18 protein-coding genes are annotated in these 22,825 nt (G+C 48.7%); 2 read left to right on the plus strand and 16 right to left on the minus strand.

Going from position 1 to position 22,825, the window contains the following annotated elements; genetic code table 11:
- Positions 1–207 precede the first annotated feature (207 nt).
- From dnaE to rpsB, 16 genes are all read right to left on the minus strand, one after another.
- Positions 208–3,819 (minus strand): DNA polymerase III subunit alpha, encoded by a 3,612-nt coding sequence (gene dnaE, locus B067_RS0112960; protein ID WP_019530509.1) that lies wholly within the window; start codon positions 3,817–3,819, stop codon positions 208–210.
- A gap of 22 nt (positions 3,820–3,841) precedes the next feature.
- Complete coding sequence (gene rnhB, locus B067_RS0112965; RefSeq protein ID WP_019530510.1) at positions 3,842–4,447, minus strand: ribonuclease HII; 606 nt, start codon at positions 4,445–4,447, stop codon at positions 3,842–3,844.
- Positions 4,447–5,622, minus strand: a complete 1,176-nt coding sequence (lpxB, locus tag B067_RS0112970; protein ID WP_019530511.1) for a lipid-A-disaccharide synthase — start codon at positions 5,620–5,622, stop codon at positions 4,447–4,449. The genes rnhB and lpxB overlap by 1 nt, the downstream gene beginning before the upstream one ends.
- A gap of 132 nt (positions 5,623–5,754) precedes the next feature.
- Positions 5,755–6,528, minus strand: a complete 774-nt coding sequence (lpxA, locus tag B067_RS0112975) for an acyl-ACP--UDP-N-acetylglucosamine O-acyltransferase (RefSeq protein ID WP_019530512.1) — start codon at positions 6,526–6,528, stop codon at positions 5,755–5,757.
- Between the two features lie 14 nt (positions 6,529–6,542).
- Positions 6,543–6,980 (minus strand): 3-hydroxyacyl-ACP dehydratase FabZ, encoded by a 438-nt coding sequence (fabZ, locus tag B067_RS0112980; protein WP_083921442.1) that lies wholly within the window; start codon positions 6,978–6,980, stop codon positions 6,543–6,545.
- Positions 6,981–7,028: 48 nt separating this feature from the next.
- On the minus strand, positions 7,029–8,057 hold the full coding sequence (gene lpxD / locus B067_RS0112985) for a UDP-3-O-(3-hydroxymyristoyl)glucosamine N-acyltransferase (RefSeq protein WP_019530514.1): 1,029 nt from the start codon (positions 8,055–8,057) through the stop codon (positions 7,029–7,031).
- A 23-nt stretch (positions 8,058–8,080) separates the two neighbouring features.
- Positions 8,081–8,590, minus strand: a complete 510-nt coding sequence (locus tag B067_RS0112990) for an OmpH/Skp family outer membrane protein (RefSeq protein WP_019530515.1) — start codon at positions 8,588–8,590, stop codon at positions 8,081–8,083.
- A gap of 74 nt (positions 8,591–8,664) precedes the next feature.
- Positions 8,665–11,295 carry an outer membrane protein assembly factor BamA gene (gene bamA, locus B067_RS0112995; RefSeq protein WP_019530516.1) on the minus strand — a complete coding sequence of 877 codons (2,631 nt, stop codon included), beginning with the start codon at positions 11,293–11,295 and terminating at the stop codon, positions 8,665–8,667.
- A gap of 71 nt (positions 11,296–11,366) precedes the next feature.
- Positions 11,367–12,722 (minus strand): RIP metalloprotease RseP, encoded by a 1,356-nt coding sequence (gene rseP, locus B067_RS0113000; RefSeq protein WP_019530517.1) that lies wholly within the window; start codon positions 12,720–12,722, stop codon positions 11,367–11,369.
- 46 nt (positions 12,723–12,768) lie between these two features.
- The gene (ispC, locus tag B067_RS0113005; RefSeq protein ID WP_019530518.1) at positions 12,769–13,989 is read right to left on the minus strand and encodes a 1-deoxy-D-xylulose-5-phosphate reductoisomerase; all 1,221 of its coding nucleotides are present in this window, start codon (positions 13,987–13,989) and stop codon (positions 12,769–12,771) included.
- Between the two features lie 4 nt (positions 13,990–13,993).
- Positions 13,994–14,827 carry a phosphatidate cytidylyltransferase gene (locus tag B067_RS0113010; protein ID WP_026244642.1) on the minus strand — a complete coding sequence of 278 codons (834 nt, stop codon included), beginning with the start codon at positions 14,825–14,827 and terminating at the stop codon, positions 13,994–13,996.
- Between the two features lie 25 nt (positions 14,828–14,852).
- Complete coding sequence (gene uppS / locus B067_RS0113015; protein ID WP_019530520.1) at positions 14,853–15,635, minus strand: polyprenyl diphosphate synthase; 783 nt, start codon at positions 15,633–15,635, stop codon at positions 14,853–14,855.
- 7 nt (positions 15,636–15,642) lie between these two features.
- The gene (gene frr, locus B067_RS0113020) at positions 15,643–16,164 is read right to left on the minus strand and encodes a ribosome recycling factor (RefSeq protein ID WP_420806532.1); all 522 of its coding nucleotides are present in this window, start codon (positions 16,162–16,164) and stop codon (positions 15,643–15,645) included.
- Between the two features lie 99 nt (positions 16,165–16,263).
- Complete coding sequence (gene pyrH / locus B067_RS0113025; protein WP_019530522.1) at positions 16,264–17,001, minus strand: UMP kinase; 738 nt, start codon at positions 16,999–17,001, stop codon at positions 16,264–16,266.
- Positions 17,002–17,191: 190 nt separating this feature from the next.
- Positions 17,192–18,058 (minus strand): translation elongation factor Ts, encoded by an 867-nt coding sequence (tsf, locus tag B067_RS0113030; RefSeq protein ID WP_019530523.1) that lies wholly within the window; start codon positions 18,056–18,058, stop codon positions 17,192–17,194.
- Positions 18,059–18,181: 123 nt separating this feature from the next.
- Positions 18,182–18,958: a 30S ribosomal protein S2 gene (rpsB, locus tag B067_RS0113035; RefSeq protein WP_020700306.1), complete on the minus strand. Its 777-nt coding sequence runs from the start codon at positions 18,956–18,958 to the stop codon at positions 18,182–18,184.
- 292 nt (positions 18,959–19,250) lie between these two features.
- Here rpsB and map point away from each other — a divergent pair, with 292 nt between their 5' ends.
- Together map and B067_RS0113045 are read left to right on the plus strand one after the other, a co-directional pair.
- Complete coding sequence (map, locus tag B067_RS0113040; RefSeq protein ID WP_019530525.1) at positions 19,251–20,120, plus strand: type I methionyl aminopeptidase; 870 nt, start codon at positions 19,251–19,253, stop codon at positions 20,118–20,120.
- 3 nt (positions 20,121–20,123) lie between these two features.
- Entirely contained in the window at positions 20,124–22,802 is a 2,679-nt protein-coding gene (locus B067_RS0113045) for a [protein-PII] uridylyltransferase (protein ID WP_019530526.1), read from the plus strand.
- The last annotated feature ends 23 nt before the right edge of the window (positions 22,803–22,825 follow it).

The raw sequence follows: 22,825 nt of genomic DNA on the forward strand, positions 1-22,825 counted from the left end.
CTCAGTTTACGAAACAATGAAAGGCGCAGACTCTACTAGAATTTTTCTCCAGAGTCGACAGCTAAGGCCGCATAATCAAAGGCTTGTAGCGCATTTTACAACAAACCCGTTAGACGATTTTACGGTGTTTATACCACAACTGGCCGCGCCAATAGGCTAACGGCCGCTATCGTCGAGAAAAAGCACAAAACCTGCGCACCGGTTCTATTAATACTTTAGCTCAACTTTTTCATTTCCGAAGCGATCTTTTAAACATTGTATTAACTCATCGCTGGGGCTGACCTGCCAACTGGGCCCTAAGCTCAGTTCACCCTGCGCTTGCGCTTGCTGATAGGCTATACGCACCGGGCAAGTACCGCCCAAAGCAGGGGTTAATATATCGCTAAACTCTTGGCTAAAGCCACGCCTGTGGCTGGAGTTAAAATCTTCGCTATTAAGGCTTAACGTCAGCGACTGCACTAATTCCTCACGCACCTGTAATAGGCTGCGTACGGATTTGCCACGCACCTTAGTTTGCTTGCGATACTCATCATACTCCACCTCGCCCTCTACCAAAATCACGGTATCTTTACCGAGCAAGTCTCTGGCCTGCTCATAGGCATCAGAGAACAGGCCTATTTCTATACGCGCGGTTCTATCGTCTAATTGCACAAAGGCCATGGTGTCGCCACGCTTGGTTTTCATGGTGCGCATATCCACCACCAAGCCTGCGATTAGCTGGGTACTGCGATCGGGCTTTAAATCGACGATGCGATTGCGCACGATCTTTTTTAATTCTTTTTCATATTCGTCTATGGGATGACCGGTGACGTATAGGCCCAAGGTATCTTTTTCACCCTTTAAACGTTCTTTAGGGGTGAGTGGCCGCATATCTTCAAAACCAGCATAAACATTATCGCCCTCACCGTTGGGCACTACCTCGCCAAATAAATCCATCATGCCGGCGTTTTTATTGCTGGCGCTTTGTTCTGCCGCCTTCACCGCCTCTTGAGTGCTGGCAATTAACACGGCCCGCTCTACCCCTAAGCCATCAAAAGAGCCCGAGCGTATCAAGGCATCCAAGGCGCGTTTGTTAACCTTACGTGGATCTACCCGGCCACAAAAATCAAACAGGTTTTTAAAGGGGCCACCCTCTTGCCTAGCGGCAATAATACTGTCTATCGGACCTTCGCCTAAGCCTTTAATCGCCCCTAGGCCGTAAATAATTTCGCCCTGCTCGTTAACCGTAAACATATACTCGCCCTCGTTCACGTCGGGCAGCTTTAAGGGCAGTTTCATCTCGCGACATTCTTCTATGAAGATCACGATCTTATCGGTGTTTTGTAATTCCGAACTCATGGTGGCGGCCATAAACTCAGCAGGGTAATGGGTTTTTAGCCACGCAGTTTGATAAGACACCAAGGCATAGGCGGCAGAGTGGGATTTGTTAAAACCATAACCGGCAAACTTTTCCACCAAGTCAAAGATTTTCATGGCCAGGTCGCTATCCACGCCCTGCTTGATGGCACCCTCTTTAAAGATACTGCGCTGCTTAGCCATTTCTTCGGGTTTTTTCTTACCCATAGCACGGCGCAGCATGTCAGCACCACCTAGGCTATAGCCCGCCAAGACCTGGGCAATTTGCATAACCTGCTCTTGGTAAACAATAACCCCGTAGGTGGGTTCTAATACCGGCTTTAGCCATTCATGTTGATACTGCACATCGGGGTAGGCCACTTCTGCCACCCCGTGTTTACGGTTGACGAAGTCCTCAACCATGCCCGAATCTAGTGGGCCTGGGCGGAACAGCGCCACCAGTGCAATCATATCTTCGAGGTTATCGGGCTTGAGCTTTTTAATCAGCTCTTTCATACCGCGAGATTCCAGCTGGAATACCGCAGTGGTTTCACCCCGTTTTAATAATTTAAACGTTTCGGCATCTTCTAAATTGATGCGATCAATGGCCAAGGCCGCGACGCTGCCGTCGGGCTTGGGGCGATTGATCATTTTAACCGCCCAGTCGATGATAGTTAGAGTGCGCAAGCCCAAGAAATCGAACTTAACCAAGCCCGCCTCTTCCACATCGTTTTTATCAAATTGCGTTACCAAACCACCGCCGGTTTCATCGCAGTACAGCGGCGCAAAATCGGTGAGTTTAGAAGGTGCGATAACCACACCACCGGCGTGCTTACCGACGTTACGAGTAACCCCTTCCAACTGCGTGGCCATGGCCCAAATTTCTGCAGCCTGCTCATCGTCAGTAATAAAAGATTTTAAACTAGGCTCTTGCTCTATCGCCTTAGACAGGGTCATGCCTATCTCAAAGGGAATCATTTTAGAGAGTTTATCGGCCAAGCCATAAGACTTGCCCTGTACCCTAGCCACGTCGCGCACTACCGCTTTTGCTGCCATAGTACCAAAGGTGACTATCTGGCTAACCGCATCCCTACCGTAGTTATCGGCCACATAGCTAATCACCTTGTCGCGGTTATCCATGCAAAAATCGACATCGAAATCCGGCATGGAAACCCGCTCGGGGTTAAGAAAACGCTCAAACAGCAAGTCGTACTCTAGCGGGTCTAGGTCGGTTATTTTTTGCACATAGGCTACCAGCGACCCAGCACCGGAACCTCTACCAGGCCCTACCGGTATATCCTGATCTTTCGACCATTGAATAAAATCCATCACGATAAGAAAGTAGCCGGGGAAGCCCATTTCCAAAATTATATCTAACTCAAAATCCAAGCGATCTAGATATTCCTGATCCACCAAGGGCGGCAGACTGGCTTTACGATGCTCTTTTAAAAAAGCTAAACGTTCATCCAAACCCTCACGGGAAATTTTTCTAAAGAAAATCCCGGTGCGCAATTCTTTTTTATACTCAGGGCTGTCTTCTTTACCGGCCCAGTTTTTTGCCAGCGACTTTACCGTTTGCTGTTCAAGCAACTGATAAGAAACTTTTTGAAAATAGGGATCAGCTTCTAAATCATCAGGGATAGGGTATTCGGGCAGATAATAAGTGCCCAGTTTGATTTCAACATTGCAGCGCTTGGCGATTTCCACGGTATTTTGTAACGCTTCCGGGATATCACTAAACAGCTCTTGCATTTCCGCAGGGGAACGCAGGTATTGTTGTTCAGAATATTTTTTAACCCGGCGCGGGTCATCCAGGGTTCGGCCCTCGTTGATACACACCCGCGCTTCATGGGCTTCAAACTCGCTGGCTTTTATAAAGCAAACTTCATTAGTCGCCACCACTGGGCACTGATACTGGTTAGCCAAGGCGACTGCTTGATGCAAATAATTCTCATCGTTTTCTCTGCCGGTGCGCTGCAGTTCTAGATAAAACCTATCGGGAAACAGAGTCATCCAGCTTTGTAAACGTTCAGCCGCCAGAGCCTGTTTGCCCGATAATAAAGCCCTACCGATTTCACCGGCCTTACCGCCGGACAAAGCAATTAACCCCTCAGCCTTTTCCGCCACCCAGGAGCGTTTAACATATGCCACCCCTAAATACTGACCCTGCTGATAGGCCATAGAAATTAATTCGGTTAAGTTTCTATAGCCTTTGTCGTTTTGCGCCAGTAGGCACAGCTTAGAGACTTGGGTTTCATCGTCATCATCTTTAAGAAAAAAGTCACTGCCATAAATAGGCTTAACACCGGCAGCTACTGCAGCCTTATAAAATTTTATTTGGCCATAAAAATTACAATGGTCGGTTAAAGCTACCGCAGGCATACCCAAGTCTGCCACTTGCTTAACCAAGGGCTTTAGGCGCACCAAACCATCAATGAGCGAAAACTCACTGTGTAGGCGTAAATGGACAAAAGATGGATTCATAACAGGTCGCTCAGAGTCATAGTTATAGCAAACGCAGTTGTTCTATTAGTTTTTTAACCGGGCCAAAAGAACGCCGGTGTATAGGCGTAGGGCCTAACTGCTCTAAAGCCTGCATATGCACTTTAGTGGGGTAGCCTTTATGCCCCGCTAAACCATAGCCGGGGTATATCGCATCCATGGCCTGCATCTCTCGGTCGCGCGTCACTTTCGCCAATATGGACGCTGCGGCAATGGCGGCAACACGGCTATCACCTTTAACCACCGCTTCGGCGGGATAGCGCCACTGCGGGATTTTATTGCCATCCACCAAAACATGCTCAGGTTGCACCGCCAGACCCTCTACCGCTCTGGTCATAGCCAATAAGCTGGCCTGCAAGATATTAATCTGATCTATCTCCTGCACTGAGGCTCTGGCTACACACCAGCTTAAGGCACGCTCTTGAATGAGCGGAAACAAGGCTTCGCGTTTTTTCTCGGTAAGCTTTTTAGAATCGTCCAAGCCCTCTATAGGATTATTGGGATCTAAAATAACCGCCGCGGCAACCACATCACCCGCTAGCGGCCCGCGCCCCACTTCATCAGTACCGGCCATCAGTACGCCTTGATAACTGCTTTCAAAAGCCTCCATTACGCTTGCCCTGCGCTGGTTTCATCGCGACGATGTTGAATCATTTTTAATAATACCTCGGCGGCACGCGCACTGGCGTCCCGTTTTAATTCTTGATGCAACTCGGTAAAGCGCTTATCTAATACGTCACGTTTGGCTTGATTTTGTAAGGCCTCCAACACCAACGGCCCTAACATTTCTGGGCGCACATCATCTTGTAGCACTTCCGGTACCAGCTGCTCGTTCGCTAATAGATTCGGCAGGCTGATAAATTTTGATTTCACCATGCGTGAGATGATGGCATAAGACAGCTTGGCCATTTTATACGCCACTACCATGGGACGTTTTAATAACATAGCTTCTAAGGTGGTGGTGCCCGATGCCATTAACACCACATCGGCCGCCGCCATCGCGGTTTGCGAACCACCTTGTATTAAGGTGATAGGTAGCCCCGCACCCCGTTGCGCAAGCATGGCCTGTAACTGCTGATAACGGGCCTCGTTGGCGGCGGGTAAAATAAACTGTAAATCTGCGCGTTGGTGCAAACACCAGCGGGCGGTTTCTATAAAGGCCTCACCCAACATACGCACTTCGCCGCCACGGCTGCCGGGCAACAATGCCACCAAAGGCTGCTGACCGGAAATGGCCAGCGCATCTTTAGCTTGCTGCTGATTATTTTGCAGTGGGAATTTATCCGCTAAGGGGTGACCTATAAACGACACCGGCACATTATGCTGATGATAAAACTGCGCCTCAAAGGGAAATAAGGTAAGCATTCTATCTACCGCTTTGGCAATTTTATGCACCCTACCACTGCGCCAGGCCCATACCGATGGGCTAACATAGTGGGCAGTTAGCAGCCCCTGCTTGCGCAGCGCCAGCTCTAAGCCTAGGTTAAAGTCGGGAGCATCTATGCCCAAAAACAAATCGGGCGGGTTAGTAATAAAATGCTGTTTTAAACTGCGGCGTATGCGCAATAATTCCGGCAGGCGTTTCAAGGGCTCGACCAAACCCATCACCGCCAAACGCTCCATGGGGTAATGGCTGTTAAAACCTTGCGCCAACATTAGTGGCCCACCTATACCTTCAAACTCGGCATGGGGATGACTCAATTTTAGCGCCTGCATCAGGCTGGCACCGAGAATATCGCCGGACGCTTCACCGACTACTATCCCTATGCGTAAACGTTCCGCCATGATTTAACCCTAAAGACGATGATGAAAATATGACTGACCGACGAATAAATTATTAGCGAACTTTCCCCTAACTACAGTGGAGCTAAAGAAGAACTACAAGCAAACTATCAACCCGCTATACACAGAATATAATTAACGAACGATACCGCGCTGCGAAGCCCGTATGGATTGTATTAATGGGCCTAGCTCGGCACAGTCTGCTTGCATAGCTTGCAACTCTTGCAAAGCTTCCTCAGTGGTTAAACCGCGCCGGTAAATCACTTTATAGGCTTTGCGTATAGTGGCTATAGCCTCGCTACTAAAACCCCTACGCTTTAAACCTTCGGTGTTAATACCTTTGGCCGCCGCGGGACTACCCACCACCGTAACATAGGCAGGTACATCTTTACCTATAGCCGAACCCATACCACTAAAAGAGTGTTCACCTATGCGGCAAAATTGATGGATTAAGGTATAGCCACTGACTATGGCCCAATCCCCTATGTGCACATGGCCCGCCAAAGCTGCGTTATTAACCAAGATGCAGTGATTACCCACCACCGAGTCATGGCCTATGTGCACATAGGCCATAATCAGATTGTCGTTGCCTATGGTGGTTTCGGCCCTATCTTGCACGGTGCCGCGGTGTATGGTGACACCTTCGCGTATCACATTATTATCACCTATCACTAAACGGGTAGGCTCGTCCTTATATTTAAGGTCGGGGGTATCGTCACCAACAGTGGCAAACTGATAAATCGTATTGTTACGGCCGATAACTGTAGGGCCTTTTAGCACCACATGGGATTTAATTACCGTGCCCGCACCTATCTCCACGTCGGGACCGATGATACTCCAAGGGCCCACTTCTACATCGTCGGCCAGCTTGGCGCTGGGATCAATAATGGCTCTACTATCTATCAACATTCAACTGTGTACTCTTAAACTTTTTTATCTGCACATAATATAGAGGCAGATGCCGCTAATTTGCCATCGACAAAGGAACTGCATTGAAACTTCCAAATACCGCGCCTATCAGAGACATAGTCCACTTTTAGCTCTAGCTGGTCACCAGGGACTACTTGCCGCTTAAAACGCACATTATCCACACCAACAAATAAATATATAGAGCCATCCGAGGGTTTTTTATTTTGAGTTTTAAAACCCAAAATGCCAGCTGCCTGCGCCATGGCCTCAATAATTAATACACCGGGCATAACTGGTTTATCAGGAAAATGACCATTAAAAAAAGGTTCATTAGCGCTGACATTTTTAATCGCAGTAATAGACTCACCTAACACCAACTCAGTGACACGATCTACCAGTAAAAAAGGATAGCGATGGGGCAAGTACTCTCGTATTTCTTTTACGTCCATAATCATGGAGTGTATCCCTATAAAACGGTGCACAGTTGCACAGCTATTGATCTATTGTTGCTTATTAGCTTTGATAAATCGGCTAAGTTTTTTAATCCATACGTCTAGCTGAGCAAAGCGTGCCGCCGCTTTGCGCCACTGCTGTGTTTCCAGCATGGGCGTGCCCGAGGAGTAAGAGCCGGGCCGGGCAATTGATTTAGTCACCAGGGTGTGAGCGGTAATATGAACATTATCCGCGAGGCTAATATGCCCCACTATGCCCACGCCACCCGCTATAGTACAGCGACTGCCTATGCGCGTGCTGCCGGCAATAGCGGTGCAACCGGCTATGGCCGTGCCATCACCTATTTGTACATTGTGTGCGCACTGTACCAAGTTATCGATGATGACATGGTTGCCTAGGATGGTGTTATCCAAGGCTCCTCTATCTATGCAGCTATTAGCGCCTATCTCTACGTGATCACCTAATACCACGCCGCCCAACTGCTGAATTTTTTGCCAGCCCTGTGATGTAGGCGCAAAACCAAAGCCATCGGCACCTAACACCACACCGCTGTGTAATATAACAGAATGACCTATGCTCACGCCGTGATACACCGTGACATTGGCGTGTAACAAACCCTGGCCACCAATGACTACGTCGTCCCCTATCACGCAGCCTGGGCCTATCACCACATTGTCAGCAATCTGTACACGCTCCCCTATGACACAGTGGGCACCTATACTGGCACTGCTGGCTATGGTCGCCGACGCCGCCACCACGGCAGAGGCATGCGCGCCTGCCTGTTGCGCGCTACTGGTTTTAAACAGCTGGCTGGCTTGGGCATAACTCAAATAAGGATTGTCAGACACTAAGGCTGCCACCGAACAATGGGGCAACATAGCACGGCTGACTATCACCGCCGAGGCGGCGGTGTGGGCCAGCTCTTTTTGGTAGCGCGGGTTAGCTAAAAAGCTCAGCTGGCCGCTGCCAGCCGAAGCTAGCGTTGCTAAACCAACAATGCGCAGGCTGGAATCGCCTACGCATTGTAAGTGCAGCTGCTCTGCGAGTTCAGCTAGGGAGTAATCACGCACTGTCATGGCTGAGTGAAAATAGTCTAGGTTTATTGCAGATTTAATTTGGCAGTGACTTTAGCCGTCACATCAAAACCGTTATCCACATGCAAGGCGGTTTTTTTATCTAATAATAAACCTAGGCTTTCTTCTTTAATCACTTCAGGCATGATTTTTTGTAGTTTGGGGTAAAAAGCCTGCATTAGTTTTTTAGCCAGCTCTTGCTCAGCGGCTTGTAATTTTTCACGCACATACTTTATATCGGTAGCACTGCTTTGTAGCTTTCGCCCCTCAGCTTGTTTTTGCTCGTCGCTCATTACCGCACTGTCTTTCTGCAACTTTTCTTTATTGGTCATAAATTCTTTTTGCAAAACTTCTAACTGCTTAACACTCTCGGCGTAATCGGGGCGCGCCTGCAAGTCCTTAAATTCTTTTTTAGCCACTTCAGTTTGTAAAATAGCGGTTTGCACATCTAATACCGCAATTTTACCCTGCGCCGCTGCCATTAATGGTACCGCTGCCGCTGTTATAAGCAACATGACTTTTAAGATATTTTTCATAGGTGTTCTCCTCATTATTGTTAAGCAATACTATCCGTATAGTGGACAAGCTACCAGCGCTTAGCCTAAATAGTTTAGAAACTGCGACCTAGTGAGAACTGGAAGTTTTCCGTCTCATCGTATTCGCTTTCGTTTATCGGTTTTGAATAGCTAAAGGTTAAGGGGCCAAAGCCCGTAATCCACGTCATGCCTACACCTACGGAGTAGCGCAATTCATCGACATCGAAATTGAAACAGTTAACCTGACTAGCGCGGCAATCGGTGCTAAACACATTACCCGCATCGATGTAAAAGGCTGAACGTATAGAGCTTTGATCTTTAATAAAGGGCAGTGGGAATAATAACTCCACGCTGGCCTCTACTAATAAGTTACCGCCAAAGGGGTCGGGTTTATTATCCACAGATCGACTACTAAACGAACCATCTGTGGCGGTATATGATAGCTTATTATCCAGCTGTTTGGACTGACCTTTTACTAAGCAGTCGGCAACACTGTTATCAACATCAGCTTGGCTACATATCGCTATTACAGCCTGGCCGCGATCATAGCGCTGGGCCGGAGTACTTCTAGGCCCTAAAGTATTACTCTTAAAACCACGCACCGAACCAAAACCACCGGAGTAAAAGTTTTGGAAGAAAGGCAATTCCTCAACATCACCAAAGCCATCGCCGTAACCTAAATCACTGCGCAGGCGCACTATCCAGTTTTTAGTAATAGGTAAAAATATTTGGCCGGTATAGGTTAATTTAAAAAACTCTAAATCACTACCCGGTACAGTCACCTCAAAAGCCAAACTTTGCGAGGCTCCTCGAGTCGCCATACGGCCACGGTTTAAAGTGGATTGCGACCAGCTAGTGGTGAAGGTGAAGTCATTAAACTCATTGCCGTATAAACCTATAAAGCCGGGCTCGCTGGGTGGTGTTAATAAATCGGCATTGGCTACTGGATCAAAGGTTTTGGGCAGCTCTGCTTGGGCATAGGTGTTAACACCATTGACTACGCCCGCGAATTCGCTGTCGTAATAATGGTTAATAAATTCTGAATCTGTGCGCGGGCTGGCATAAATCTCCTGCACTGCATAATCACCCGCCTCTATCTCGGTGTTGGTAAAGGTAAAGCTATAACCTACCCGCTCGGTTTCTTTAATAGGGTAACTAAAGTTCATCGATGAACCTAAGGTGTTGGTTGAATAGGTGGAAATGTTGGGGATTTCACTTTTCCTATAAAACACTGAGAAACCACGGCTAACACCATCTTCCGTATAATAGGGATTGGTATAGCTAAAGCGTACATTGGTCATATAGCGGCTTTTGTTGAGGCCTATGCCTACCTGCTTGCCGGTACCCATCACATTGTCTTGCTGGATATTGGCGCCAAAAATAATGCCGCTATCCTGCGAGTAACCGACGCTAGCGCCTATGCTGCCGGAAGGTTGCTCTTCCACTTTGTATTTAATGTCTATTTGATCATCGCTGCCAGGGACCTCTATAGTCTCTACCTTGGCGTCTTTAAAATAACCCAGGCGATCTAAGCGTATACGTGATTGCTCTATGCGCGAGGATGACGCTGGCGCACTTTCCATTTGCCGCATTTCACGGCGCAGTACTTCGTCGGCGGTTTTGCTATTGCCTTCAAACTCTATGCGACGCACATAGGTACGCTTACCGGGGTCTATAAAAAACTTGAGATTGACGGTTTGATTTTCTTGATCGATATCGGTAATGGTTTCTACCTTGGCGAAGTTATAACCATCGTTACCCAAACGCTTGGTTAACCATTCTTCGCTGCTAGTCACCGCTGACTGAGAAAAGGTTTGCCCCGACTGTATCAACACAAAAGGCCGTAACTGTTCTTCTTTTACCACTAAATCGCCAGACAGATCGACTTTATCAACGGTATACACATCACCTTCTTTAATATTAATAGTGATGTACACCGCCTTGCGGTCAGGGGTTACCGTAACTTGGGTAGACTCTATGGCAAAGGTTAAATAACCGCGATCTAGGTAGAAGGATTTAATAGCTTCTATATCACCGGCCAAGGCCTCTTTGGCGTATTTATCATCGCTGGTAATCCACGACCAAAAGCCAGTGCTTGATAAGGCCACCAGATCCAGCAACTCGTCTTCTGCAAAATCTTTATTGCCCACAATATTAATATGCTTAATCGCGGCCGTATTGCCCTCATCAATATTGATGTTAACCGACACCCGGTTACGCGGCAGTGATACTACTTCGGTATCTATGCCCGCATCATAACGGCCCTGCGATACATATTGGCGGGTCAACTCTAGCTTCATGGTTTCTAAAGTGGAGCGCTTAAACACCTGCCCTTCTGATAAGCCAGCGCCTTTTAAACCCTCTAACAAGGCCTCAGACTTAATAGCCTTATTGCCCTCTAACACGATTTCGCTAATCGAGGGACGCTCTACCACCGCTACCACCAGCACCGTGCCGTCACGGCCTATTTCCACATCGTCAAAGTTGCCGCTGCGAAACAAGCCGCGTATAGCATTGCTAATCGCCATTTGATCGACAGTATCGCCCACATTAATAGGCACCGTGGTAAACACACTGGCAGCCGATACCCGCTGCAAACCCTGCACCCGTATATCAGACACCACGAAACTATCTTCGGCGTATACACTAATAGAGGAAAACAGCCATAAAGGCGCTAGCAGAACTACTGTAAGAAAACGTGTCATTGGTTATTTATTACCACAAATAATTCATTAGCACAGGCGCGCTCGCATGTTCAAAGCTAGCCTGCTATTCATTAGAGTCGACTGATATCGTTATATAAAGCAAGCATCATCATGCTAATGATAATAAAAAAGCCTAATCGGTAGCCCATTGCTTGAATGCGGTCAGATACAGGACGGCCTGTTATTAGCTCCACTACCCCAAATAAAATATGGCCGCCATCCAAGACTGGTATAGGTAGTAGGTTTAACACCCCCAAACTCACACTAAGTAAGGCCAAGAAGCTCAAGTAGCTGCTGAGGCCAGAGTTTGCCGAGGCGGACGCCACTTTAGCAATGGTTATCGGGCCACTCAAGTTTTTTGGTGAGATTAGGCCCATTAACATCTTTTTAATGGATTGTAGGGTAAAAGCACTCATATCCCAGGTGCGTTTTAGCGACGCGGTCAACGCTGTGACGGGGCTGTATTGAAAATCTCGGCGCAGCTCTGGTGGCCACTCCGGCCATTTCACCCCCATACCGACCTGGCCATAGGCCTGGCCCTGCTCGTCTATTTTACGCTCTGGCGTTAACAAGCTGCTGAGTACTTGTTCATTGCGCAAATACTGTACCGCTATAGCTTGCTCAGGGCGCTCGCGCACATAGTCCACCCAGTCGCCCCACTGCGCGATGGGCTGCTCGTCAGCCTGCACAACAATATCGCCGGTTTTAAAGCCGGCCACAGCGGCCGGGCTACCGGCCACTACTTGATCAATTTCGGCAATCAGCTTGGGGCGGTATAACTCTATCCCTATACCTGCCATCAGATCGGTGACTTCTACCCCCGACAACCAAGTTTCAACCGTAGCGCTAGAGCTATACGTTAAATCGGAGTTGGCATATTTAACGGTGAATTCTATCTCGCCACTGTCACCTATGCGCTCTAACAAGCGTAAGTGCAAGGCTTCCCACGTGGGCGTAGCTTCACCATCAACAGCAACTATCTCCTGGCCCACTTCTAAGCCTGCTAACTCGGCGACAGAACCCGCTTCCACCTTATCGATAATTGGTGCAACACCGGAAACACCGGCTACAAACACAAACCAATACACGATAATGGCTAAGAGGAAATTGGCCAAAGGCCCCGCTGCCACAGTCGCCAAGCGATGGCCTACCGGCTTATTATTAAACGCCATATGACGCAGCTCTTCAGGCACCTCACCCTCGCGCTCGTCTAGCATTTTGACATAGCCGCCCAAGGGGATAGCGGCGATAACATATTCAGTATCTAGCTTATCGCGCCAGCGGTATAGGGGTTTACCAAAGCCCACAGAAAAACGCAGTACTTTAATACCGCAGCGTCTAGCCACCCAAAAATGGCCGTATTCGTGTATGGACACCAATATCGCTAAGGTGAAAAGGGTAATTAATACTGTTTGCAATAATTCCATGGAAAGAGACTACAACCTTTTTATTAGGGCTACTTCAATTCAATAATTAAGCGCAGGCGCGATTAGCGACCTGCTGCTGGGCTAAATCTCTGGCCTGTTGATCGGCCAATTGGACCACGGCCAAGGTAGAGGGTTCCACCAGCTGCGCGCTGGCCAACACCGACCGGATAATAACAGGGATATCAGTAAAACGTATCTGTTGATTGAGAAAAGCCTCTACTGCTACCTCATTGGCCGCATTTAACACCACCATAGCGGTTTTGCCGGTTTTAACCGCCTGCACAGCCAGCTCCAAACAAGGGAAGCGCTGGTAGTCGGGGGCTTCAAAATCCAGTGTTGCGGTGGTGATTATATCCAAGCTGGCCACACCCGACGCTATGCGCTCGGGCCAAGCTAGGGCATGCGCTATAGGGGTACGCATATCGGGATTACCCAACTGCGCCAGCACCGAACCGTCTACATACTCCACCATAGAGTGGATGATGCTTTGCGGGTGTATCACTATCTCTATATCTTCAGGCTGGGCGTTAAACAACCAGCAGGCTTCGATAAATTCCAAGCCCTTATTCATCATGGTGGCGGAATCGACTGATATTTTGCGCCCCATAGACCAATTAGGGTGGGCGCAGGCTTGGTCGGGAGTCACAGTAGCCAGCTGCTCTAGTGGCGTTTGTCGAAACGGGCCACCTGAGCCGGTAAGTAGAATTTTTCGTATGCCGCTAGCCGCCAAGGGATGACTGCCCTGACCCTGCTGCGACTGACTGGGCATGCATTGAAAAATGGCATTGTGTTCGCTATCGATGGGCAGCAGTACCGAACCACTTTTTTTCACCGCCTCCATAAACAAGCCACCAGCCATCACCAGCGCCTCTTTATTAGCCAGTAAGACTTTTTTGCCACTCTCTACCGCCACCATAGTGGGTGCTAAACCGGCAGCGCCAACGATAGCGGCCATCACCGTATCCACCTCAACATGACTGGCAACGGCATTTAAACCTTCATCACCACTAAGCACTTCAGTATCGTGCAGGCCCTGCTCTTTAAGCAACGTCACTAATTGCGCTGCCGCCTGCGGGTCGCGCAACACCGCATAGCGAGGCTTATGCTGGGCCACTTGAGCGGCTAACTCTACGACACTGCTATTGGCGGTTAAAGCGAAGAGGCGATAGCGCTCGGGGTGCCTAGCGCAAACATCCAAGGTGCTTACGCCTATAGAGCCAGTAGCGCCTAACACGGTGATATTTTCTACTGCGATGGCTTTATCCACTCTATTACCAACCTACCAATAATAAGCACAGCGCATAAACCGGCGCTGCTGCTGTTAAACTATCCAGCCTATCCATAATGCCGCCATGACCGGGCAAAATAGTGCCACTGTCTTTAACGCCCTGGTGGCGCTTAACCATACTCTCTAATAAATCACCTAGCACTGACGCCAAACCCGTTAATACAGCCACCACCAGCACGACTTCCAGACGCATAGTGTCAGTGCCGTAGCCATACCACAGTGCCACTGACAGACCACAAGTAGCCGCTAGGCCACCCCAAAATCCAGCCCAAGATTTACCCGGGCTAACGGCTACCGCCAGCTTGGCTTTACCCCAAGCCTTACCGCTGAAATAAGCACCGGTATCAGCACAGGCTACTAAGGCTAGTAAAATAAAGAGGTAAGCTATGCCATGAGCGTTAAAACGCAGTGAGATAAACGCCAGCCAAGCGGGAATTAATACCAAAAAACCCATCACTAAACGCGCAGGCACTGCTCCCCACAGCTTGCCGCTAGCGGGATAGCTTTTCACCCATAACAAGGCTACGGCCCACCACAGGCAGCCCAAGCCCAATACCTCACGCACCTGCAACCACGCTAAGGACTCACTCATCAACTGACAATACCAAGCCACCGCCGCTATCAGCAACAAACTACTCAGGGTGTAAGTTGCGCGACTGACAGTGCCCTGCAGGCCAGCCAAGGCCGACCACTCCCAGCTCGCCGCTAGGATGATGACTGTCATTACCGCAGCAAAATACAAGGGAGACAAAAAAACAATGGCGCAAGTCATCGCGCCTACCAATACTAATGCTGTAATTATTCGCTGTTTAAGCACGACAGCCCTCTTTTATTTATTCTCGTTATGTACTGTCGGCGTCTTTACGAGCACCAAAGCGTCTATCACGTTGCGCGTAGGCAGCCAGTGCCTCACGCAGGTCGAGCTCGGAAAAATCTGGCCACAGAGTTTTGGAAAAAAACAATTCTGCATAAGCCAGCTGCCATAGCAAAAAATTGCTGATGCGATGTTCATCCGCGGTACGCACACACAGATCGGGGGCCGGCAAATCAGCCAAAGCCATATGCTTGGCCATGTGTTGGCTATCCACCTGTTCCAGCGCCAACTCACCGCGCTGTACCTGTCCCGCTAAGATTTTGGCGGCGTTGGCTATATCCCACTGGCCGCCGTAATCCACCGCCAACACCAATACCGCCTTATCATTATTTGCGGTTAGCCGCTCAGCCTCAGCCATTTGCTTGCGCAAAGCCGTACTGAAATTATTACGATTACCGATAAACCGCATTTGCACACCGTCGGCATGCAAGCGCTTCATTTCTTTTTTTAAATAGCTAGCAAACAACTGCATTAGCGCCTTAACCTCTAAGGCCGGGCGCTGCCAGTTTTCGCTACTAAAGGCAAACAGGGTAACCACTTGTATGCCATAGCCCATAGCCATTTGCAGTACTTTGCGCACTGACTCAACCCCGGCGGTATGCCCCGACGTGGTTGACTTGCCGTGCTGCTTGGCCCAACGACTATTACCGTCCATGATAAAAGCTATGTGTTGCGGTATTACCGCAAAATCACCCGCTTTTTCACCTAGCGTAATCGCTGCACCAGAGTCACTATCACTTGAATCCGGCATAAGGTGTTTATATTTCCATTAAGTCTTTTTCTTTAATCGCCAAAGCCTTATCAACTTCGACCACATACTTATCGGTGATTTTTTGAATATCATCCTGCGCGCGGCGCTCGTCGTCTTCAGAAATTTCTTTTTCTTTCTGTAGCTCTTTAATATCGCCTAATATGTCTCTACGTATATTGCGTAAAGACACTTTCGAATGCTCAGCCTCGGAACGAGCCTGCTTGGTATAACCCTTGCGGGTTTCTTCCGTTAGCATAGGCATAGGTATACGTATTACCGCACCGGCGGTAGACGGGTTTAAACCCAAGCCCGATTTCATAATGGCTTTTTCGACTTCCGGCACCATAGGCTTTTCCCAGGGTACGACTGACAGAGTACGACCATCTTCAATATTAATAGCGGCGACTTGGCTTAGCGGGGTTTCGGAACCATAGTAATTCACGCGTATGCCATCCAATATGCTGGGATGGGCTCTGCCCGTACGAATTTTATTTAAACTAACACCCAGCGCAGCCATGGTTTTTTGCATGCGGTCTTCGGCATCTTGTTTTAATTCTTCAATCACGATTCAATCTCCTAAAACTATTATTCGCTTTTTACTAAACAGCTTACTCAACTATCTACTCATTCATTCAACAATTTCTTCAATAAGAGTGCCTTCGTCGCCACCCACTACGATATTAAGCAGGGCTCCGGCTTTTTCCATTTCGAATACACGCAAAGGCATATTGTGGTCGCGGCATAAGCAAATAGCGGTTAAATCCATTACCCCTAATTTTTTATCCAACACTTCGTCGTAGCTCAAACGATCGTACTTGGTGGCCGTTGCATCTATGGCCGGGTCGGCACTATACACGCCGTCCACTTTGGTTGCCTTAAGCACAATTTCGGCATCAACTTCTATGCCACGCAAACAGGCGGCAGAATCGGTAGTAAAAAATGGGTTGCCGGTACCGGCCGAGAAAATCACCACCTCACCGCGATGTAAGGCGCGCATGGCTTTACGTCTATCGTAATGATCAACAACACCGCTCATAGGTATAGCCGACATTACTCGCGACACAATATTACAGCGCTCTAGCGCGTCACGCATAGCCAGGCCATTCATTACCGTGGCCAGCATACCCATGTGATCACCAGTCACCCTATCTAAACCGGCTTTCTGCAAAGCAGCGCCGCGAAAAATATTACCACCACCAACCACTAGGCCTACCTGCACGCCTATGCCGACTAATTGCCCTATCTCCAGCGCCATGCGGTCCAGCACTTTTGGGTCTATGCCGAAGCCTTCATCCCCCATTAAAGCCTCACCGCTAAGCTTTAATAAAATACGCTTATACTTTCTATCGCTGGCTTTTACTGACATGGCTAAACCCTCTACACAATATATGGTTACGTTGTAACTGGTGTTAGATTAAAGCTCTAAAATACCGCCACCAAAGCCGCTAGCGGACAATACTCAAAAGGCTCAATCTAACACGAATCCACCCGGCGTGGAATTGACTGACTCTGATACTAAAACGGGGCCAAAAGGCCCCGTTTGGTCACAATTAAAATTAACCTTTTAACTGTGCGGCAACTTCAGCAGCGAAGTCGACCGTTTCAACTTCTATGCCCTCACCCACTTCAAAGCGAATGAAAGACTGCACATCAGCGCCAGCATCTTTCACTAATTGACCCACAGTCAACTCTGGGTTCTTAACAAAAGCCTGCTCTACCAAGCTATTCTCTTTCAAGAACTTCTGGATGCGACCCGTCATCATTTTTTCAATAATAGCTTCGGGCTTGCCGGCCATATCTGGCTGTGCCTTGATAATTTCTTTCTCGGCATTAACCGTAGCCTCATCCATATCTTCAGGCTTGTTAACCTGAGGGTTAGATGCCGCAACGTGCATGGCTACATCTTTAGCTAACTCAGTTTCACCACCTTGCAACGAAACCAATACCGCAATCCTGTTGTTTGAGTGCGTGTAGCTACCGATAACGCCGTTATTAGCTTCAACTAACTCTATGCGACGTAAACCGATGTTTTCACCGATTTTTTGTACCAGCGCTTCTCTAGCTGAAGTCATATCGCCAGCCATTAAGGCAGCAACATCTGTTTGCTTTTCGGCAAATGCTTTATCAACAACAGCATTAACAAAACCTAAGAAGCTTTCGTCACGGGCAGCAAAGTCCGTTTCAGAGTTCACTTCAACCAATACACCGTAGCTGCCATCTTCAGCAACACGCGCCACTACTACACCTTCAGCAGCAGTACGGCCGGCTTTTTTAGCAGCCTTCATGCCGCTGCTTTTACGTAGCTCTTCAATTGCTTTTTCGATGTCGCCATCAGCTTCTTGTAGCGCTTTTTTACATTCCATCATGCCGAGCTGAGTACGCTCGCGCAGTTCTTTAACCATTGCAGCAGAAATTGCAGCCATTGAGATATCCTCCGACGCGATAATTAAGCTTGCTTAACTATCGATAATTTTTTTCAACACTAAGTTCAAACATCAGCTTCAAAAAAGGGGGCTAAGCCCCCTTTTAATGCTGGCAAACACTACTTATTCAGCAGTAGGCTTTTCTTCAACGGCAGCGGCAGGAGCGGCAGCGGCAGCTTCTTCTACGAATTCGTTCTTCTTAGAAACAGCGCCGTCAGCAGCACGACCAGCAATAACCGCATCAGCCATAGCTGTAGCGTATAGCTTGATAGCACGGATAGCATCGTCGTTACCTGGGATAACGTAATCAACACCATCGGGGTTGCTGTTAGTATCAACAATGCCAATAACCGGTATACCTAGGTTGTTAGCTTCTTGGATAGCGATGCGCTCGTGATCAACATCAACAACGAACAAAGCGTCAGGCAAACCGCCCATATCTTTAATACCGCCTATAGAACGCTCTAGCTTTTCCATATCGCGAGTACGCATTAGCGCTTCTTTCTTAGTTAACGCATCAAAAGTACCGTCTTTCATTTGCGCTTCAAGATCACGGTAACGTTTGATAGAACCACGGATAGTTTTGTAGTTGGTTAACATGCCGCCTAACCAGCGGTGGCTAACGTAGGGCTGGCTAGCACGCTCAGCCTGCTCTTTCATGATTTTGCCAGCAGCGCGCTTGGTACCAACAAAAAGGATTTTGTTGCGGCTGTTAGCTAGGCGCTGAATAAACGCTAGGGCATCATTAAATGCAGGAACTGTTTGCTCCAGGTTAATGATATGAATCTTGTTGCGAGCACCAAAAATGTATTTATCCATTTTTGGGTTCCAGTAACGCGTTTGGTGGCCAAAGTGAACACCAGCTTGCAGCATTTCGCGCATGCTTACTTGAGTAGTCATAATATACCTTTAATAGTTAGGGTTAGGCCTCCATATACCCCATTCTTCAACCCCTTCAGCTTACCTATAGAATAAGTAAAGCCTACAAGGCACCCAGAACAATGTGACGGTATATGTGCGGATTTGTTGCCCAAATTCAGTGGATTTAAAACACAGTGTTTTTAACCCGCCCATTTGAGTGCGCGCTTTATACCATAACAGCCCAAGAACTGGAAGAAAAATGGCTATTTTTAACAATAAGCCCCCTGCCCGCGCTCGCGCCACCGAGATAATTTAGCCAAGCCCACAGGCCATGGTTTACAATAGCCCGGCGCAGCGATCAGCGCCGCCAGCTAGGCGTTTAAAAAGCATACAAATTCATTACAAAACAGATAGTTATATGAACGTTACGATTAAGACAGCAGATGAAATTGCAAAAATGCGTATAGCCGGCCGCCTCGCTGCCCAAGTACTAGAGATGATCACTCCCCATGTGGTGCCCGGCATCACTACGGGTGAGCTAGATCAAATTTGTTACGACTACATCGTCAACGAGCAAAAGGCCATACCGGCGCCGTTAAACTACCACGGCTTCCCGAAATCTATCTGCACCTCGATTAACGAGGTGGTTTGCCACGGCATCCCCCATGAGAAAAAGGTGCTGCGCGACGGCGACATACTCAACATCGATATCACCGTCATTAAAGATGAATACCACGGCGACACCAGTAAAATGTTTCATGTGGGCAAGCCCAAGCCCCACAACGAGCGCTTGGTAAACATCACCCAAGAGTGCCTGTACCAGGCCATAGAGATTGTTAAGCCCGGCTGCACGTTAGGTGATATAGGCCATATTATTCAGAAACACGCCGAGGCCAACTACTACTCTATCGTGCGCGAATATTGCGGCCACGGCATAGGCAAAGTTTTTCACGAAGACCCACAAGTGGTGCACTACGGCAACAAGGGCGAGGGCATGGTCATCAAAGAAGGCATGACCTTTACCATAGAGCCTATGCTCAACGCCGGTAAGCGCCACGTTAAGCTCAACAAAAAAGACGGCTGGACGGTAACCACCAAAGATGGTCGTGCCTCGGCCCAATGGGAACACACCCTAGCGGTCACCAGCGATGGCGTAGAAGTACTTACCGCCAGGCCAGATGAGCCCTTTTACCGACCCTAAGCCATGATCAAACAACCGCTAGACATACCATCGGATATTTTTGATCGCGAGCATTTTCTGTGCGCGGTAAAAAGCGCGCGCCAGCCATTGCCTCTGTTTAAAGACAGCATCGCTAGGGTGACTGATTATTTTCACCAGCAATTCCAACAGGGTGGCGATATCCGTCAGCTAGTTTGGGGGCGTGCCCATTATATAGATCAGCTGTTGCAGTGCGCTTGGCAGCTGTTCGACTGGCCTCAACAAGTCAGCCTCAACGCGGTGGGCGGCTACGGCCGTGGCGAACTACACCCCCACTCCGATATAGATCTATTAATTTTACTAGACGATGACGCCGAGCTAAGCTGCCAGCAAGCCATTAGCCAGTTCGTAACCCTGCTATGGGACATGAAACTCAACATAGGTCACAGCGTGCGCAACCTCAAAGAGTGCTTTGAGCAAGCCGAGCAAGACATCACCATAGCCACCAGTTTGCTAGAATCCCGCACCTTGGCTGGCCCAGCCAATATGCTGGCCCATGCGGTTAACAACACCGAGCAACACAGCTGGCCCAGCCACGCTTTTTTCCGCGCCAAATGGCGTGAGCAAATCAAGCGCCACTCCAAACACGGCAATAGCGAATACAATTTAGAACCCAATGTTAAAAGCTCGCCCGGCGGCCTGCGCGACATACAAATGATAGCCTGGATAGCCAAGCGCCATTTCAACACCCAAGCTATGGACGATCTAGTTGAGCGCGGTTTTTTATTAAAACCTGAACTTAACTCGCTCAACCAAGGCTTAGAATTTTTATGGCGAGTGCGCTACGCACTGCATATGATTAGCGGCCGCGCCGAAGACCGCCTACTATTCGACCACCAGCGCACCCTAGCCAAAATGTTTGGCTTTGAAGACGACGATATACGCCTAGCCGTAGAAGGCTTTATGCAGCAATACTATCGCTGGGCCATCACTCTGGGGCAGCTCAACGACTTACTGATACAGTATTTTGATGAAACTATATTGCGCGCCAGCGAAACCGAAACCATCGTCGAGATCAACCCGCGCTTTCGGGTGCGCAACGGCCATATAGAAGTCACCCACAACCAAGTGTTTGCGCAAACCCCCGCCGCCTTAATGGAAGTGTTTTTATTAATTGCTCAATCCCCCAATATAGACGGCCTGCGCGCCGCCACTATACGCCTAATACGCGAGTACGCCGCCACCATAGACGATGACTTTCGCAGCGACCCAGTGATCGCCGATTACTTTATGACGCTGTTACGCTGCGATGCAAAAGTGGCGCTGCAGCTGCGCCGTATGTTGCGCTTTGGGGTACTGGAAATGTACCTGCCCGAATTTAAAGCCATCATAGGGCAAATGCAGCACGACCTCTTTCATATCTATTCGGTGGATGCTCACACCATGGAGGTGGTTAAAAACCTGCGCCGCTTTCACTACCCCAAATTTCAAAAACGCTTTCCGGTGGCGTCTCGTATAGTGCAGCGTATGGAGCAGGTAGAGCTGCTGTATATCGCTGGCCTCTACCACGACATAGCCAAGGGCCGCGGCGGCGACCACTCGGAATTAGGGGTAGAAGATGTCACCCGCTTTGCCCAGCGCCACAAGCTCAGTAACAAAGATACCAATCTAGTCGCTTGGCTGGTGCAGCATCATTTGCTGATGTCCTCGGTGGCACAGCGCAAAGATATTTCCAGCCCCGATGTGATACGCGACTTTGCCACTGTAGTAGGCAGCCAACGCCGCTTGGATTATCTCTACGCGCTAACCGTAGCCGATATCAACGGCACCAACCCCAGCCTGTGGAATAGCTGGCGCGCCGCACTACTGCGCCAGCTCTATACCGAAACCACCGGCGCCCTGCGTCGCGGCTTAGAAAACCCCGCCGACAAACAAGAATGGATAGACGAAACCCAAGCCAATGCCATGGAAAAATTATTAGGCCTAGGCTTTAGCGAACAAAAAATTCACGGCCTGTGGTCGGGTATGGGAGAGGAATATTTTTTACGCGAAAGTGTCGAAGACATAGTCTGGCACACCGAAGCTATAGCCCAAAGCCTCAACCAAAACGCGCCGCTAGTACTCACCAAGGAAAGCGGCGAGATCGATAGCGAAGGCGCCACCCAAATTTTTATCCACACCCATGACCGGCCCACGCTATTTGCGGTAACCGCTGCGGCGCTGGAACAACTCAACCTCAACATCATGGATGCCCGTATTTACAGCTCGGGTGATGGCTACACTCTAGATACCTTTTATGTGCTGGACGCCCACAACAAACCCATAGGCGACAACCCCAAACGCCTAGCTGCGATCAAACAAAGGCTGAAGGAAAAAATACAAAAACCGAAGCATTATTTGGCCAAAATATCCAAGCGCACACCGCGGCAAATGCGGCTATTCTCTACCCCCACCTACACCCGCTTTCACAACGATGAAACCTTGGACTTAAGCATATTAGAAATTGTCACCCCCGATAGGCCCGGCCTACTGGCCCGCATAGGTAAGATTTTTGTAGACCATGACATCATGCTGCAAAACGCCAAAATAACCACCTTGGGGGACAAAGTAGAAGACGTCTTTTTTATTACTGACTATCAACACCAGCCTATTACCGACCCCGAACTGGCTGAAAATATTCAACGCGCTATTTGCAAAGAACTAGACAAGCAAGCGAAAATATAATCGAGCATTTATTCGATAATTTA

Origin of the sequence: Dasania marina DSM 21967 (assembly GCF_000373485.1) — a bacterium.
GTDB lineage: Bacteria > Pseudomonadota > Gammaproteobacteria > Pseudomonadales > Dasaniaceae > Dasania > Dasania marina.